Here is a 17,717-nt window from a genome sequence, read left to right as displayed (position 1 = left end):
TGAATTTTCCCAACACCCCACACCCCACATCCCATTCCCCATTCCCCACACCCTATGAACCCAGTGTTAAGAATTCGTCAGAGTCGATTTTGGATTGGCATGCTTGTCGCGCTCTCCATCCTATTGAGCGCGGTGGGAATGCCGGCAACAGCAGCACTCACCCCCAAACACTATACCGAGCTGGAATTTCCCCCCCTACCCGAAATTCAAATTCCCGACTATAGCCGCCTCGAACTCAACAACGGTATGGTGGTCTACCTGATGGAAGATCGGGAACTGCCCTTGGTGAGCGGAACGGCCCTCGTGCGCACCGGCAGCCGCCTGGAACCGGGCGAGAAAGTCGGGTTGGCCAGTTTAACCGGCACAGTGATGCGCACGGGCGGTACGACGAAATATACCGGGGACGAACTCAACGAAATTTTAGAGCAGCGCGCCGCTTCCGTAGAAACTTCGATCGGTACGGCTTCGGGTTCTGCCGGATTTAGCGCTTTGAGCGAAGATGCGGATTTGGTGTTGGGTTTGTTTGCCCAAGTGCTACGGGAACCCACCTTCGCCCCAGAAAAGCTCGAAGTGGCCAAAACTCAGTTTTCCGGGAATATTGCCCGTCGCAACGACAGCCCCGACGATATTGCCTCGCGGGAATTTTACAAGCTCATCTACGGCGCGAACAATCCCTACGCCCGCACCTCCGAGTACCAAACCCTCAATAATATTTCCCGAGAGGATTTGGTGGCATTTCACCAGCAGTATTTCCATCCCAACAATATTATTCTGGGCATCGTCGGCGATTTCGACACCGCCAGCATGAAGGCTTTGGTGGAAAAACACTTTGGGAACTGGCGCAAGAATGCCAACTTACCCCCGATCGAATTACCTGCCGTCGCCCAAGTCAACCCAGGGGGTGTCTTTACCATCGACCAACCGCAACTCACCCAAAGTTACATCCAAATCGGCCATTTGGGCGGTCAGCGAGACAACCCAGACCACGCACAATTGGGCGTTCTCAATGGGGTTCTCAACGGTTTCGGCGGTCGGCTGTTCAACGAGATTCGATCGCGCCAGGGATTAGCCTATAGCGTGTATGCTGCTTGGAGCGCCCGTTACGACTATCCGGGGGTGTTTATCTCCGGCGGTCAAACCCGATCGGATGCCACGGTTCCCTTCATTCAATCGATCCAACGGGAAATCGATCGCATCCGCAACGAACCGATTTCCCCCGAGGAATTGCAATACGCCCAAGAATCGGCCATCAACTCCTTCGTTTTCAACTTTGCCGACCCCGCCCAAACCCTCTCGCGGGTGATGCGGTATGAATATTACGGCTACCCCGAAGATTTTATCTTCCAATACCAGCAAGGGGTGGAAGCCACCACCATCGAAGACGTACAGCGCGTCGCTCGAGAATACCTCAAACCGGAAAACTTGGTGATTCTAGTGGTGGGCAATAATAGCGCCATCCAACCCTCTCTCACCACCCTCGAACCGGAGTTAGAGGTAACCTCGATCGACATTACCATCCCCGATCCCACTCAGATTTAACGTCAGTTAGGTATTGGGTGTGGGGTGTGGGAGGCATCGGGGGCATCGGGGGCTTGGGAAGTTTCGGGGCTGAGGTTTTGAACGAGACCTTGTTTCCCCCGTTTCTCCCTCTCCTTGTCCCCTTGTCCCCTTGTCCCCTTGTCCCCCAAATCCCATCAAAAAGTAGTGACCAATTGAGAATCGAACAAATCCGTGGCATCGACTACATTGAGGGGGGGGGCGAAGAGATACCCTTGGGCTTGCTCGCAACCCAACTCTCGCAACCGCTCTCGGTGCTTGCTGGTTTCCACCCCTTCGGCAATCACGTTCATCCCCAGATTGTGGGCGAGGGCGATAATGGCTTCGACGATTTGAGATTTGCCGGCAAATTGCATGGAAATAAACGATCGATCGATTTTGAGAGTGTTGAAGGGAAAGCTGTGGAGATAGCTTAACGAGGAATACCCGGTACCGAAGTCGTCGATACTCAACCCCATGCCTAGAGCGCGAATTTGGGACAGCAGGCGGCTGGTGGGCAGATCGTTATCGATCAGGGTGCCTTCGGTGACTTCAAGTTTGAGGCTCGATCGCGGCAAACCGGTTTTTGTCAAAACCCCCTCAATTTGTTCCAAGCAATCCGGTTGCCAGAACTGCCGACCCGAGAGGTTGACGCTCATCACCATTTTCCGGCTGGCGGGGAATTGCGATTGCCAGCACTGCATCTGACAGCAGGCTTGGTTGAGAACCCACCAGTCTAAGGGGACGAGTAACCCCGTTTCTTCGGCAATGGGAATAAATCGATCGGGGGGGACTAAACCGCGTTCGGGATGGTTCCAGCGCACCAGGGCTTCAAATCCCACCATCCGATTGGTCGATAAACTAACGATCGGCTGATAGTGAACGACGAATTCTCCCTGTTCGAGTCCCCGTCTCAAATCTGTTTCGAGCTGTAATTGTCCGGCAACCTGAGCGTACATCAGACTGTTGAAAATTTCGTAGCAGCATTTGCCTTTCGCTTTCGCTTTATAGAGGGCAATATCTGCATCGCGAATGAACTCATCGGGTTCGGCACGAGTTCCGCTGCTCAGGGCAATGCCGATACTGGTGCTGGTAAAGACTTCGTGACCGTTGACCTGAAAGGGTTGTTTGAGTTCGCTGACGATGCGCTCGGCAATTTGGGTAACTTTTCTGAAACTTTTGAGATCGTTGAGGAGGATGATAAATTCATCGCCGCCAAACCGGGCAACGATATCGGTCTGACGCAGGCAGTTTTCCAGGCGGCGGGCCACTGCAACTAACAATTGGTCTCCCGTCAAATGACCCAGACTGTCGTTGACGAGTTTGAAGCGATCTAAATCCAGAAACAGGATGGCAAACAAGAAGTTGGAATTTTCTCGACCGCGATCGATCGAGCGTTCTAGTGCCTGCATTAACGAAACCCGGTTGAGCAATCCCGTCAAGGAATCGTGCCCGACGTTATAGCGCAATTCCGATTCCACACCCGATCGTCGATCGATTTCCGCGCGCAACTGCTTGTTGGCTTGTTGCAGTTCTCGATTGAGTTGTTCGAGTTCGAGTTCGGCCTGCTTGCGAGCGGTGATCTCCCGCAGGGAAGCCAGATAGGCCGGTCTCCCAAGCCATTCAAATTCGACTAACCGCATTTCTGCGGCAATTTGCTCTCCTGAAGGGCGGACGATATCGATTTCGACACTCTCGGATATGCTAGACGGAATGGTAATCCCAACGTTTTGTCCTTGAAGCACTTGAGCCGTTCGACCGAACATGACTTCGGCTGCGGGATTGGCAAACTCGATGGCACCGAGACGATCGACAACGAGAATTCCATCGGCATTTTTGCTAATGAGGGTTTGTAACTGGTCTTGGGTGGTTTGACAGGCAAGGGTTTGTCGTTCTAAGTCCAAGTGCAACCGCTGCCGTTCGATACTGTGGCGAATCGCTCGTACGAGCAAGGGAAGGTCAAATTCCCCAATGACGAGGTAATCTTGCGCTCCTTCTCGCAAGGTTGCCAGCGCTCTCTCTTCATCCTCCGGCCGGCTGAGGGCGACAATCGGGATTTGGGGAAAGTGTTGGTGAATGCACTCGATCGACTCAAATCCGGGGGCATCGGGTAATCGAAGACGGCTCAGGACAATATCGAATGCGTCTGTATTCAGGGCATCCAAACCCGCCCTCAGGCAATCCGCACAGACGAGGGTGGTGGGAAAGTTTTTGGTTTGGGCGAGAAGTTGTTGGATGAACTGGGCGTTTTGGCGATCGTTGTCGATCGAGAGAATGCGAATTGTAGGAGTTGATATCATCTTTTCCCATTCCCATATTTTGGGTAGATACACGATAGAGGTAGAGTCAAACCGTTTCGAGAGAGCCTCCAACCGGCGAAGCACTCGCGCGCACCTGCGAGAGAAAAACGAACCGATGGAATTTTTCCGACTCTCAAAACTGACAGTTTTTGAGAGAAGTCCCGTCGATCGTGCCGATTGAAATTTGAACCTTCCACGCTCGCCAACGGGGTCTTTCAAGTAAAGTCCCTCGATGATGTTCTCGGAAAGTTCGCTAGGCGCTGAGATTATTTCTCGAGAGAATTCAATGTCGCTCGTTCTTAGGAGTTGTTAAAATTATGGGGAGATCGATCTAGATACATCGAACCCAAAATGTGTAAGAAATGGGTTGACTCGATCGTGAACAATTTGTGAATTAAATCCCAAAAAACAATTAAAAAATCCCAGTTTTTATGGAACAAAATAAAGACTTGAATGAATCCTTTCATACTTTCTAAAAAAACGATCGCTCGCGAGATATTCGCGAAGGAACTGGGAGTTTCACCCAAAAGACAGCGAACCCAGTTTTGGCTGTATCTTGGGTGAATTTGACATTGATGGCTGTTGCTGCCACAGCTACGGCAGACATTAAATTTAGAGCGCGCCCAAGTAAATTTAAGGTTTCTGCAACATTTGAAGCGCCCAATACTATACCGCGACTTGACATACTTTAGAAAGCCCCAACCGAGGACTGACAACTCGGTCAAATCGTAATATCGAATCAGGAATTTAAGCAGAAATCCCCTACTGTTTATTAAACTACGTTTGGGCAAGAATAATATCCGTAATCTTACCGATTATTACGCGCGATCGAAAATCATATCTCGAAAAAATACTCAAATTTCTGGGAGATCGATCGTTCTTTTCTCTCCAATTTGCAAAAGTTCGCTAAAGGATTCGAGGGTTAGCGAGAAATACCCGCAGAACTGTAATTCTCCTATGGGGGTGAACTTGGTGAAAACACTGACATTCTTTCTAGTACTCCACCAAGTTCACGTGCCCTGTGGGAGAGGAACGCTTCAACGGGTTCAAAAATCCGAGGGTCTATGAGTCAGAGGAAATATAGCGCTTCGCGCTGGTGTATTTACACGATTGAAGAAATAGATTGTTTCGATTCCCCATTCCCCATTCCCCATGACTGAAAATTTGTAATGATACCGGTGCGAACTGCTATAGATCGTGAATTTCAGCGATGGGGAAATCCAGGTTGGAGACGCTGTTGAGAACCGGTCAGGATAATTCTTGAACCCTGACACGGATCGGGATTTTGTGGCATCCTCGTTCTTGCTGAAGAACGAAATCGCTCAAATTAAAGCGACATCCTGAGTTGGGGCACCCACATCAACTGCGGCCACTGGCTCGAACGCACCGTTCCCCCCACCGGTGAAGATGGAAATCTCGTTGGTACTGGCATTGGCCGTGACGATATCGGGAATCCCATCTGCGTTCACATCACCTACGGCAACGCCATCGGGGTCGCTTCCCGCACCCACGTCAAGACTGGCGGTGACGCTCAAGTTTCCCATGCCATCGTTGAGTAAAATGGCGATGGTGTCGTTCCCTTGATTGGAGACGATCGCATCGAGTTCGGTATCGCCATTGACATCGCTCAATACCACGGAAACCGGTGTCACGAGACTGCTAGACGTGAGGGTTTGGGGCGTAAAACCGGTGAAACCAGTACCCCCATTGCTCAGCAACAGAGACAGGGTATTGCTGCTGCGGTTGGTGACGACTAAATCGGACTTCCCGTCTCCATTCAGATCTCCTGCGGCGATGTCAATTGGAGAGGAACCGACGGGGATGTCGGTGTCTTGGCGGGTTAAGGTATTGCCATCTCCCAGGAGAATCGAAACCGTCTCGTCAAAAAAGTTCGTAGTGGCCGCATCGAGATCGCCATTACCATCGAAGTCGCCGAAGACAATGGCGGTGGGACCATCACCAACGGCGATCGCATCTTCACTATCGAATCCACCAGACCCGTTACCCCGGAGAACGGATACGGTGTCATCTTGAAAATTGGTCACCACCGCATCGAGGGTTCCATTACTGTCGATATCCCCCAAAGCTGTATCGATGGGTCGATCTCCGACGGTGACGTTGGCTTGGGGAACGAACTCACCATCATCGTCTCGTAGGAGGGGGGTGATGTTGCCGTCCCCGGAATTGACAGCAATCGCATCGGTGCGATCGTCTCCGTTCAAGTCCCCCACGGCTAAACGCAAGGGAAACTCGCCCACGGCAGCATGACTTTGGGTGGGAAAATTACCCGTGCCATCGTTTTGCAACTGGGAAACTCCTCCTTGGGAAAACTTCGCCACGAGTAAATCCGGGGTGACGGGTTCTGGAGATGTTGGTGGCGTTTCCTCCACAGACGGTTCGGGTTCCGATGCCGGAGGTTGGACGACGGTAAAAGCCGCAGATTCTGAGGTATTGTTACCTAAGTTGGGATCGAAAGGATTCCCCGTCACCGTGGCGGTATTGGCGATAGTGACCGTCGCATCGGCATCGATCGTCGCCCGGATCGTCAGGGTGTGACTGCCGCCGTTATTCAGGTTGCCAATGTTCCAAACCCCACTGTTGCCGTCGTAAGTTCCACGGGTGGCTGTGGCACTGGCAAAGGTAAGACCGTCCGGCCAAAGATCGAGAAGCCGTACGTCAGTCGCGTTGTCACCTCCGTGGTTGGTCACTTCGAGGGTGTATTGGATTTCATCGCCGGGGAAGAAGGGGGTATCTGGAGTTAGATCCTCTACCGTTTTGGTGACCTGGAGGTCGGCGACGGGATTGGGTTCCGATTCTGGGGGGATTTCCGGTTCTGATTTGCTCGCAGGTGCTGAGGTGTAAGGGGTAAACCACTGAGGGTGATTTTGCAAAGCCTCGGCACTCACCCCCTCGACGATCGCTAAAATGTCCCCCGTTTCCCCAGCATCCCGAACGATCGCGTTGCCGGTGGGGATGCCGTCGATTTGTTGCTCGGTAAAGACCAAATCCGCAAAGGTCAATCCTCCCAGTAATTGGATGCGATCGTCTCCGTACTGGCGAAAGTCTTGGATGACATCGGCATCAGACTCTAAAGGACCGCCGGTGGAGGCTGCGGCGATCGTGTCGGGACGGCGACCGATGGCGAACACATCATCCCCGCCACCGCCACTCATCGTATCGGCTCCTAAATCTCCAAAGAGAATATCGTTACCTGCTTCTCCTTGAAGAATATCGGCATCTTTACCGCCATATATCGTATCGTGACCGGTGCCACCTCGCAGACTATCTCGTCCTCGGTTGCCAAAAATCCAGTCATCGCCACTCGCCGCAAAAACATAATCGTCATCGCGTCCGGCAAAAATCGTATCGTTGCCCGCGTTTCCTTTTAATGTGTCGTTTCCTTGATTGCCAAAGATTTGGTCGTCTCCAAAACCGCCCACAACACGATCGTTTCCTAAAGCTGCGGCGATCGAATCATCTCCATCTAGACCATCGATCATGTCGTCTTCTGCGAAATCTGGTAAAAATTCTCCTTGAAAAAAGGCATTTGGAATCAGTAAATCGGGAATTAACGTTCCGGTTACATTAGCCATAGTTTATCGGTAAACCTTACGAGAACGATCGATGGTAGAAACACCGATAGAAACCAGTTGACTGAGTTTTAGTCGCAGCCACGACTTCAGCCAACTGGTACTCAGACTAATCCAATGTCCGTGAATGTACTTGATTATAGGATTAGATCGCAGAATTTCCAACCTAATCTCAGTGTTTATACGGTAATTTTGCCGAAGTTTTACAGGAATCTTACAAACCGAACCGTTTATTAAAGATTGAGTAAAGTCGATCGCCCCTTTTGGGATCGTGAAGAGAGACGACGAACGCGAGTTTGCCGATCGCCATCAGAAATGTTCCTCTTTATCCCTTCAGATAATTTATTAAAATTAGGCACGATTGCTACACTTTTTCTAGAATTCTCTCCCCAAGCCACCAAGCCCTCGAAGCCCCCAAATCTCAATCAACCCGGCATTGTAAGTATTAAACCGAACTTGATATTACTCCCAGCTTTCTAATGCTAAAATCCAATTTTTTAGCAGCAACTTAATCTGTTCGCGGCGGGTTTCAAAACTGGCGGCAACCCAAATGAGTACTAACCCGATCGAAATCCCAATCAGCCATTTCATAAAGGAATAGTCTTGACTGAGTAAAATTAGTTGGTTGGTAGCATTGAGTAAGAAAAGCAGCGTTCCTACAAAGAGAAATGCTCGAACGCGCAGGATTAATCCGCCGAAAATCAGGACTAAACTGAGGACTCCTGCAGCCAACCAATTAGAATGAACAAGAGCAACATATCCCAACAAAACTGTTGCCAAAATGCGAATCAGATGTCTGGCATCCCGACGATTGCCCTGCTGTAAACTCGGATCGAATTGGGCGATAAATAGAATCGAAAGCACTGGCGGGGAAACGTACCACAAACCACTTTGTAACTGCCACTGCCAGAATAAATCCAGCAGCAACCAACTCAGGAAGAATAAAGTGTAGTAGGAAAGGCGAATTTGCCGTTTGAGTTGGGAAAGAATGGCGTAGAAAGCGGCGATAAACAAGAGGCTGTAGGGATTGACGATCGCATAGGTTGTTCCTGCCGCCACCACCGGCAGAAGCAATGCCGAATTCTTCCACGGGCGGGGATGCCAGCCCCAACTTGCCCAGGGCAGGAGGTAGAGGAAGTAGGAGACGATCGCTGCAATAGCCCCCAGCCAGGGTAATAGGAGTTCCCCGAGTTTGAGTTGGTAGCCCGCATATAAAATGACGGCTGCCCCTTCCAGGATGCCGGCGTATACCCACAATTCCCTGGGGTGGAAGGTTTTCGATTCAGTGTTGTTGCGATCGCGCCCTTGCATCACCCCATAGCGAGTGAGTAAAAAGCCGGTTCCCAATCCCAGTAAATCGTTGATTCGCACGGGGTTTACCGTTGCGGTTATCAGGGAAATGCTACCGAGTCCCCAATGTAAATGTGCCAGGGTGGCGATTTCCGGGGGAGATAGGGTTAAATACGGTACCAGCATCGGCGTTAGCAGGCGATACAAATAGGCGATCGAAGTCGCCAACGCGGCGATCGCAATCAGTCGATCTCCAGTGGCGAGGGGGGCGATCCGATAGGATAATATTTCGTACGCCGCTGCCGATACTGCGAGGGTTCCCAGATAAACGATCGGTTTGAGTCGGGGTTGTCGCCGCCCGACACCGATAAATACCAACCCGACGCCAAAGGTGAGAAATCCCGTCCACGCCGTTGCCGTATCTACCCGCAACACCGAGGCGGCAACCCCGTACAGCAGGGGAACGATATGCCAACCCACCGGTAAGGGGCGATCGCTTTTTCGCTGCCACCAGTCACCCACAAGTTGCATCGCCAATCCCAGGGCGATATTGGCAATGGCAAGGGCAATCGTCGAGAGTTCGTAGAAACTCAAAATTTCGATCGTCAGCAACTCCAATCCCCAACCCAAGCCAAAAATTGTGGCATTGGTAGGGCGATGCCAACTGCGGTAGACGATACCCCCCAGAATCAGAACCGTCGCGACTATCATCTGAACGGTAACGTCGTCGAAGATGAATAAAAAGATGCAGAAGACGGTGAGAACGGCTAGATTCCAAACACACAGGGCGATCGCCCAACCATCCGCCCCCGGAACGTATAGCTTTGCGGTGGGGGTATCCCGTCGCTGCAACCAACTGCGCCATCCCCACAAACTGACGCCACTCACCGCCCACACCAGCAACCAGTATTTTTCGTGTCTGATGGGGGCAATGCCCGGTATCCCTTCCCACAAGCAGAGATTGAGCAAACAGACTCCCAACCCAACGGTTATTGCCGCCGCCCACCGACTCCAGACGTAGCGGGTGTTGAAGAACATTAATATGGTGCCAACTGCTAAACCCCAAAGTTGTACTGTGGGGATGCCGAGGGTGAGGGTTTGGGCGATGAGAACCCCGAGAATACTCAGCCATCCAGAAATTTGGCGTCGGGAGAGGAGTTGCAACCCGGAAAGGGCGGTTAATCCAGTCGGAACCAGCAACCACATCCACCCCCAGGGGGAAACATCGTTGAAGATGCTGTAGCGGGTATCGTATAACGCCAGGTAGCTAAACCCCGCCAAGACAAAGCCGAAATGCCAACTGCTGCGTCGCCAAATCTGGCGGAATCGATCGCGTCTGCCATTTTCTCCCCGAAATTGGGGAAAAGGATTCTGCTGCTGGTGGCGATTCGATCGCCATTCGCCATATCCAGCAACTCCCCATTCGATTAACATCGCCACCAATGCCACTGCTGCCGCAGCTTCGTAGGAAATATCGGGAAACCGCCAGAAAATGCAAGATCCGATCGCCGCCAACCCGGTGAGGTGAGTCAGATGAATGGCAAAGCTGGAAGTGGGGTAGCGATGGCGGGTAATGACGAATAGGGTGATGGCAGAGGCGAGGAGATTGAGCGATCGCAAGCTGGGATTGGGGAACCCGAGACACACCAGAAAGATGCCGAATCCCAATGCCAATTTGTCGCCAAATCGCGTCAGTTCGTGTTTTCGGTTGCGATCGATCCATTCGTTTACCAGCAGCATCCCGATTAAATAGGGAAACCACGTCAGCGTCAGCAAACTGCCGGGGGTATCGTGGGCTTGAGTTACTTCAGTTCCGATAACGATCGCACTTTGACGAACCCCGGCAGGAATCACCCGCCCGATTAGCGTCAACCCCTGCCATCCCACTAGGAACAATGCCGCCAATTCCCGCTTTCGCCAGACTCGGCGCAAGCGATCGAACAACCACAGCATCGCTAGAATGCTGACAGCAAGGGCTTGGGCGGGTAGATCCCACACGGAAACGAACCAACCCAGGAAGAGGAGGAAACCGCCGAAGGGTTGCCAGAAGGGGAAGGGAGTTTCGGGGGCAGAGGAGGCAGGGGAAGCTTTGGGGGCAGCAGAACGGGAAAATGTAGTGAGGCGGAATGCTTTGTGTTGGGGAGGTTGATATTCTCCCCTGTCTCCCTTGTCCCCTTGTCCCCTTGTCCCCTTGTCCCCTTGTCCCCTTGTCCCCTTGTCCCCTTGTCCCCTTGTCTCCTCCTCCACCGCAACCGGGGGAGACATCCAGGTAAACAGCCAGCCGCAAATTCCGATCGCCAACCCCATTTCTGGCAGGGGAACGGCGGCGAAGAAGAAGGCGCGCCCGAGGAGAATCAGCAGGCTATAGAGGGTGATGGCGATGTCGGCGATGGCGAGGGGCGATCGCTTTTGAGTGATGAGGGTGTTGCCGGCGGTGGCGATGGTACCGAGATAGACGGCGATGAGGGGAAATGCCGCCCATTGCCAACCCCAATGGAGATAGCTTAACAACAGTAGGGGCAGCAGGAGAAAGGCGCGATGGCGACACAATTTCCAAATGATGCCTGTCAGGGAAACGGTGGCAACGGCAATCGTTCCCCAGCCGAGGGGAGTTTGCCACAAGCCGAAACTATCCATCGCCCAGAAGTTCAAGGGCATTAACAGCAGGGTGACGATGCGCAGGGTTTGGGCGGTAAGGGCGAGGTTGGGTTTGCGGGCTGCCCACCCGCTAGCGATCGCAAAGACGATCGTATACGCCCACATCACCCCGTACTGCCCCGATGCGGGAAATCGTTCCCACTGGCTGGCGGCAAGAACCCCAGAGGATGCCACCACCATGAAGACTCCCAGAAACAGCAGCCAGCGAACGCTGAGTTCTTCCATCAGGGATTGGGAGATGCGGGCGAGGGGAGATTGTTTTTGGGCGGAAATTTCTCGATCGACGCCTACAGCTTGTTTACGCGCGGGTTTGGGCGTTTTCGCCTTTGGCACCTGAGTCACGGGCAGGCGATCGCTTAAATACAAGCGACACAAGTACTTGACTTGGGGATCGTTGAGTAAGCCTAAGTCCCGCCACGCGGCAATTCCCTCAAATAATAACGAAGGGGAAACATTTAGGTCGAGATTCAGTGTAATCTGACGGTTACGATCCCAGGACATCGATCTCCTCTGGCTGGTGCGAGCTGTCTCTCCAGCTTATGCTCGATCGGCTACACTTGAGTTGCCATTGTTATAGTATGCGAATTGGCTATTTAAAAAGGCTAAAATTTCCCTTCTTCTTTTTGCCTTCTCCCCCTTGTCATTTCAACTTTATATCTTGTAATATATATACAGATAGTTTCACACCCAGTGATGAAACGTCGCCAAAATTTGAATAACGTCAGCCACCTTTTGATATAAGGCTGACCTATATAATCCTAGACGTCCGAGCTTCACTCGCTTGGACGTCTTTTTTGGGTCATAAAAGCAACCACTTTTTACATTGTTGAAAAACTTAACTCGCAACTTCAAAATGCTGGGTAAGAGTACGCTAAGCTAGATTATAAAGAAATTCTTAAGGTCACGAACAAGATGGATATTGTATGTATGAAAGAAATCGATCCATCAGTCCTGCGTCAACTATGGTCCACGATTGAAAACACTCAATCGCGAACCCTAACGACCCTTGATGACGCAAGTTTGGTCGATCGACTTATGGGAGAATTTGGCAAACAACGGTCTCTCAAGGAACCCGATCGCGAAAATTTATGTGCCTATCTTCAGTCTCGTATCTCCTTAATTCGAGACCTGGCTTGTACTCGTCCGGGACTTCCTTTTCTGGGTGCGTCGTCTGTTTCTAATGGCGACAAAAAACGCGAATCGGGTCGTTAAAGACATCCATTTTAACCGGGGCATAATCGACTTTTTCCCCATCCACTGCTACAGTCCCTTGACTGCTTAAAGGCTCTAATTCCAACTCACAAACTTTGTAGAATTCTATCCCCGGAACTTCAATATGGGAACCATCGGCAATTTGTAACAAACCTTGCAATAATTGCCATCTTGAAGTTCCTTGCCGCACCACCACAACACCCATTGCCCCCTCATCCGCACGAATATCGGGTGCCCCTTTCTTATCCCCAGCAACCCAAGGCAAATTCATCGCCCACACGAGAACGAACTCATCCTCAATGGTTTGCCATTCAAGATTGGGGTTTAGATTGGGGTCTGAATTGGAGGATGGCGAAACCGGAGGTCGGAATGAAAAGCGCCCCCGATACGTTCGCAACTTGAGAATTCGCAACAGCGCGTACAAATCGCTGCGGACAGAACCCAACCATCGCAGGCGTTCGGATTCGATATCCACATCGCTCACCAAACCCCAAGCTAGAGACAGAATACTGTAATAGCAGCGATTTTTCTGTCGCACTCGTATCAAATCGAACGATCGCACCCCACCTTTGGCAATAATAAACGCCGCACTCAGCGCATCATCCGGTTCCCCAGCCATTTCCAACACCGTTTTGCTCAAACCGTTGCCGGTTCCTGCCGGAATCGTACCGATGGGGATTTCGATCGCCCTTTTCCAATCAGTACGACTCATCAACCCGTTGATGGCTTCGTGAATCGTGCCATCTCCCCCCACAATCACCAATCCATCGATATCATCTAAAGGTTGGTTGCGGGCAATTTCGCGGGCATCTCCCCCGGCTTGGGTTTCCGTCAGCGTCCACTGAATCTGACTTGCCGCCAGCAGTTTCGAGGCGCGATCGAAGATTTTACGGGGGTTTTGGTTCCCACTGGCGGGATTGAGAATCACGTGTAGGTGTCGTGGCGGAAGAACCGCTTCCACATCCAGAACGCCGCGCAGGGTATTATTGATGGCGCACACCCACCGATGGCAAGTGCGATCGTCTTGGCAAATAAATCGGTATTCACGCCGCATTCGCCGCCATCGCCGGAAAATTCCCACTTGAGTTAAGGGATAGGCGAAGATCGCAAAACTGCGTTCTGGAGAATTCGGTGCGATCGCTGCCCCAACAACATCATCGAGAGAGAGGACGTACTGTTGCCCCCCGCGTTCCCAAGTCAGCGCATCCGTCGTCAGGCTTCCCTGAGTGTGGGGATTTCCAGAGTTTAATTCAGCCAGGAAGTCGGAAAAAATTATCAAGGGTGAATGAAGCGAGTAACGGATAAACCTTTGCGAACACCTCCCGCTTTCGATAGAGGGAGAGATTTGAGTCGACTTTTTAATTGTCAATTGACAATTGTCAATTGTCAATTGTTCATTGCTTCGAATGCTCTGACTTTAGGTAATTCCGGAACTTTGGGAAAGGTAGACAAAACAAATTGAAATTCAGCTAATGTTAAGCCGTAAAGATGGGCGACGATCGCATCGAGTTCGGCCCGCAGTCGATCGCGATCGGCTTTTTCAGTAACGCCACACTGGTGAGAACTCAACCCCACCTCCCGCGCGAGTTCGTCAAATTCCGCTCGGATACAAACGAGTTTTGCCGATCGCTCGACGAGTTCTTGAAAATATCGATCGCCTACCCGAATTCGTGGCATTCTCAGTTGCGATAAATAGAATAAGTTAACCCGATCGACGATTATTTTGCGCAGGTAGAAATCGAAAACAAAAGAATTGAGAATGGCGAGGATTGCTAACCGTTCGGCAGTGGTCGGAAATTTCAGGTGATTTGGTTTAGCAACCCAAAGAGATCGATCGCATCGCGCATTTTTGGGAATAAGGGTAGCCATTACCGTTCTGGGGTCGCTTTTTCGCGTATTAGCTTTAAGAACTAACCGATAGCCGAAATGGAAGGAATTATCAACTCTCAACTGGGAAGAATATCCTGACGTTATCTTTGATTTTATAAGTTCGGGAAAATCGGTAAATTGTTCAATTGCATTCGCCTTATAAAGTCTCTGGCAATCTTTTCGATCGAGGGGCTTGAGGATTTTTTTTAAATCTGTTTGATGCGAATCTTTTCCCCAGGTCAAACTCCAGCCATTTTCGACTCCTTCTGAGACAATCGGAAATTGGGTCATTTTTTGAATAACCTGGAGCTCTCTTCTCGATTTCCAAGATAAAATATAAAATGCATTTTCGAGAACTTGGTTATATTTTGAGGTGTCCAAGGCAGATTGATGGATGTGTTGCGTCAGATGCCGAAGGTCTCTAACCTCACTCACAAGGGTAAACTTTTGAGTCCGACCATCTTTTTGAAACTCTAGCAGCGATAAGGAATTCTCTTCTGGAAATTTTCCCACCCAATCCAAACTTCGATCGATATTGAGAATGTCACCCAGTCGAGTACGATAGAGCAGCATTTCTCGAAGCGGCATCGATTCTAAATTTCCATAAAATCGAGTCGGAATTGCCAACGCTGCATGTCCTCCCGATCGAATCAGCTTAAAACACAGTTCGACAAAAAGATTATCGAGAGAAATATTCGTTGTGAGGCTAGGATAGGTACGATTCCCACTTGAGTATAAATATCGATCGGTTAATCGATAATAATCACTCAAAAGTTTGTATTCCTCCCGTTCCCGTTGCCATAGCCAATCGACTTCACGATCGAGCGACAAAGCATCACGATCGATTTTTCCACGAGATTTTAAAATCCCTTTTTCCTTGAATAAAGTATGATACTTCGCAATAAACTTAGTAAGTTTGGGTTGAAAATTTTCCCAAGGTGGATGCGTTATAATTGCATCAAATCCCCCTCTCGCTTCAACAATCCGATTAAACTGATATCCCCAGTGAAATGGTTTTAATGCCTCAATATCTGCTAGGGTCAGCAATCGTTTTTTCGGCTTGCCTTTCCCCAGAAACTGCGGGTACTGTATCCCCAACCGCACACTAAACTCATCAAGTAATAATCGATCGAGCTTTCGTTGTGCTTTTCGATCGACTTCCGTAATTCGATCGCGCACAAATCGAGGATTCATCTCATCAGGAATACTCTGTGCCTCTTGTAAGATAAACGATTGCGCTTTATACTGCTCGAGGCGAACGTTCTTTTCTCGTAAAATCTGTCGGTAGCTATCGGCAACTAGCGGCTGAAGTAAGTTACCCTGTTGGTGTTCTCCCACCGCATCGAACCCCTCTTCATCTACCCGAATCCAGCCAATGAGCGAATTTCCCGCCATCAGGTTAAAATCTAGATTTGGGAGAGGTTCGAGTTCGCGAACATCATCGATTTGGGCAATAAATTCTAAGTAGAAACGCAATTGACAGATTTCGATCGCCTCTTCGCGAATATCCACCCCATACAAATTCTCCGTAGCGATGCGTTTTTGGAGAATGTAGGGGAGAGAAGAACCCGACTCTTGAAGTTGCCGCAACCATTCCCTGTCGGCAGGAGTCCCCTCTAAACGCAGAATTTCGATCGCCGCCACGTACACCGACAACAGCATTTTCATCGCTGCCAACAGCAAGCTTCCCGAACCGCAAGCCGGATCGAGTACCGATAACTTCGGGAGAATATTGCGAACTAACTCGTCGCAGATGTGGGAGTCGAGGTGAACCACCAGTTCCTCGAAATCTTCAAAGGCACGATCGCAACGACGATTTACACCATCAACAATCGCTTTACCCACACTGCGATCGCACAAATACTCGGCAATTTCCGGCGGCGTAAAATACCCACCCAACCGATCGCGGTTAACATACCCCTCCCATGCATATCCCCACAGTTCCGGCGTAATTTCCCCATCGGATATATCATCGTGCAAACGCCATTCATAACTGCCAAACCACTCGAACAGTTCCTCGAAGGCGCGATCGGAAATGGCGATGTCGGGATATTGCCGTTCGAGGGAATGCAATCGAAATAAACTCCCATTCCAGTCAGGAATCTCGCCAATGAACCCGCGCGCGGTATCGTTTCTGAGAAGTTCCGGCTTTCCCAACCCTTCAAAAAATAAGGCCGATAAAAACTCGCCAAAAAAGCGATTTTCTCCGCGCAATTGACTCTGTCCGAGTTTATGTTCGAGATAGTGGCGATCTCCGCCATCTAAATCTCCCCGTCGCTGCAAAAAATAGAGGGTCACTAACCGATTAAAAAGAATGGAAGTATACCAGCGTCGATCGCCCTCTGAATGGATTCCTCGAATCGACTCAAATAAAGCAAAATGTTGCTCTTGAAATTCCTTTATAAATCGAGGGATATTCCCGGAATCGAGACCCACACTTCAATCCTCCGATTCATCTTCCTCAACCTCACTGAGTTTTGACTCTAAAAGATTCTGCAAAAATTCGTACTGATTGAAATCTTTATTCCCCTCCCATCGCGCCTTCGCTTCCATATGTCGTAAACCCAGCATCAACTCCAACCAACCCATCCCATCTTCATAGAAGTTCGGATAAATTTCTTCAATTTCCGGTAAGGGTTGCTGGGCTTTTTCTTGGACGTAATTCGTAACGGCTTCTAACCGTTCGTCTTCCGATTCATGCTTCTCCGAAATTTTCTCCACCTCAGTTTGAAATTCTTGAATGTTAGGAATATAAACATCATCGCGATTAAAAAAGATATCTAAATTTTCCGGCAGTCTATCTTTTTGGCGAGAATACTTTTCAATTTCATCGATACTAAATAAGCGATTAACAACGCGAAGTTTTGCAATTTTTGCCGCCCGTCGGTTAATGCGTCGATCGAAAAACTGAATCGCCTTTAGGAGTCGATCGAACGAATCTAAATCCAGCAGTAACTCTCGTTCTCCTTGAAAGCGAAAAACACCAATCACCAGCGGACGAAGAGCTTTGGGAATTGCGTTATAAGACTCGGTAAATTTCAAGCGTTTGGTTTCGTTTTCGTACAACCAAAACCAAGCATCGTCATCTCGCTCGAAGTACATGCAGCGCAGTTTTTTAAACACGCCCAGTACGGTTTTGGCATTGGTCACTTCAAAATAGACTCTCGCGGGTTGATAGGGTTCCCCCGTTCGCGTGACGACGAGTTGTTTTTTAGAATCCATCGTTTAAAATTTTAGATTTTAGATTTTAGATTTTAGATTT

The 17,717-nt window shown here is 50.1% G+C and carries 8 protein-coding genes; 2 read left to right on the top strand and 6 right to left on the bottom strand.

Annotated elements, in window-relative coordinates:
• The first annotated feature begins 99 nt into the window (after positions 1 to 99).
• Entirely contained in the window at positions 100 to 1,539 is a 1,440-nt protein-coding gene (locus AC2215_RS23050; protein ID WP_486812364.1) for a M16 family metallopeptidase, read from the top strand.
• Between the two features lie 155 nt (positions 1,540 to 1,694).
• Here the strand turns inward: AC2215_RS23050 and AC2215_RS23045 are convergent, their stop codons facing one another.
• From AC2215_RS23045 to AC2215_RS23035, 3 genes are all read right to left on the bottom strand, one after another.
• Entirely contained in the window at positions 1,695 to 3,836 is a 2,142-nt protein-coding gene (locus AC2215_RS23045; protein ID WP_486812363.1) for a putative bifunctional diguanylate cyclase/phosphodiesterase, read from the bottom strand.
• Positions 3,837 to 5,158: 1,322 nt separating this feature from the next.
• Positions 5,159 to 7,429, bottom strand: a complete 2,271-nt coding sequence (locus AC2215_RS23040) for an FG-GAP-like repeat-containing protein (protein ID WP_486812362.1) — start codon at positions 7,427 to 7,429, stop codon at positions 5,159 to 5,161.
• 459 nt (positions 7,430 to 7,888) lie between these two features.
• On the bottom strand, positions 7,889 to 11,875 hold the full coding sequence (locus tag AC2215_RS23035; protein ID WP_486812361.1) for a hypothetical protein: 3,987 nt from the start codon (positions 11,873 to 11,875) through the stop codon (positions 7,889 to 7,891).
• A gap of 411 nt (positions 11,876 to 12,286) precedes the next feature.
• Between AC2215_RS23035 and AC2215_RS23030 the strand changes: the two genes are divergently transcribed.
• A complete protein-coding gene (locus AC2215_RS23030; protein WP_486812360.1) occupies positions 12,287 to 12,586 on the top strand; it encodes a hypothetical protein in 300 nt (99 codons plus the stop codon).
• On the opposite strand, the gene AC2215_RS23025 is transcribed toward AC2215_RS23030, so the two are convergent.
• From AC2215_RS23025 to AC2215_RS23015, 3 genes are all read right to left on the bottom strand, one after another.
• A complete protein-coding gene (locus AC2215_RS23025) occupies positions 12,552 to 13,865 on the bottom strand; it encodes a diacylglycerol kinase family protein (RefSeq protein ID WP_486812359.1) in 1,314 nt (437 codons plus the stop codon). The genes AC2215_RS23030 and AC2215_RS23025 overlap by 35 nt on opposite strands.
• A gap of 107 nt (positions 13,866 to 13,972) precedes the next feature.
• Positions 13,973 to 16,753, bottom strand: coding sequence for an Eco57I restriction-modification methylase domain-containing protein (locus tag AC2215_RS23020; protein WP_486812358.1), 2,781 nt, complete (start codon positions 16,751 to 16,753; stop codon positions 13,973 to 13,975).
• A 141-nt stretch (positions 16,754 to 16,894) separates the two neighbouring features.
• Positions 16,895 to 17,677 (bottom strand): hypothetical protein, encoded by a 783-nt coding sequence (locus AC2215_RS23015; protein WP_486812357.1) that lies wholly within the window; start codon positions 17,675 to 17,677, stop codon positions 16,895 to 16,897.
• Positions 17,678 to 17,717: the final 40 nt, after the last annotated feature.

It is taken from the genome of Zarconia sp. (assembly GCF_057467645.1).
This window is presented reverse-complemented; position numbering and strand designations above follow the sequence as displayed.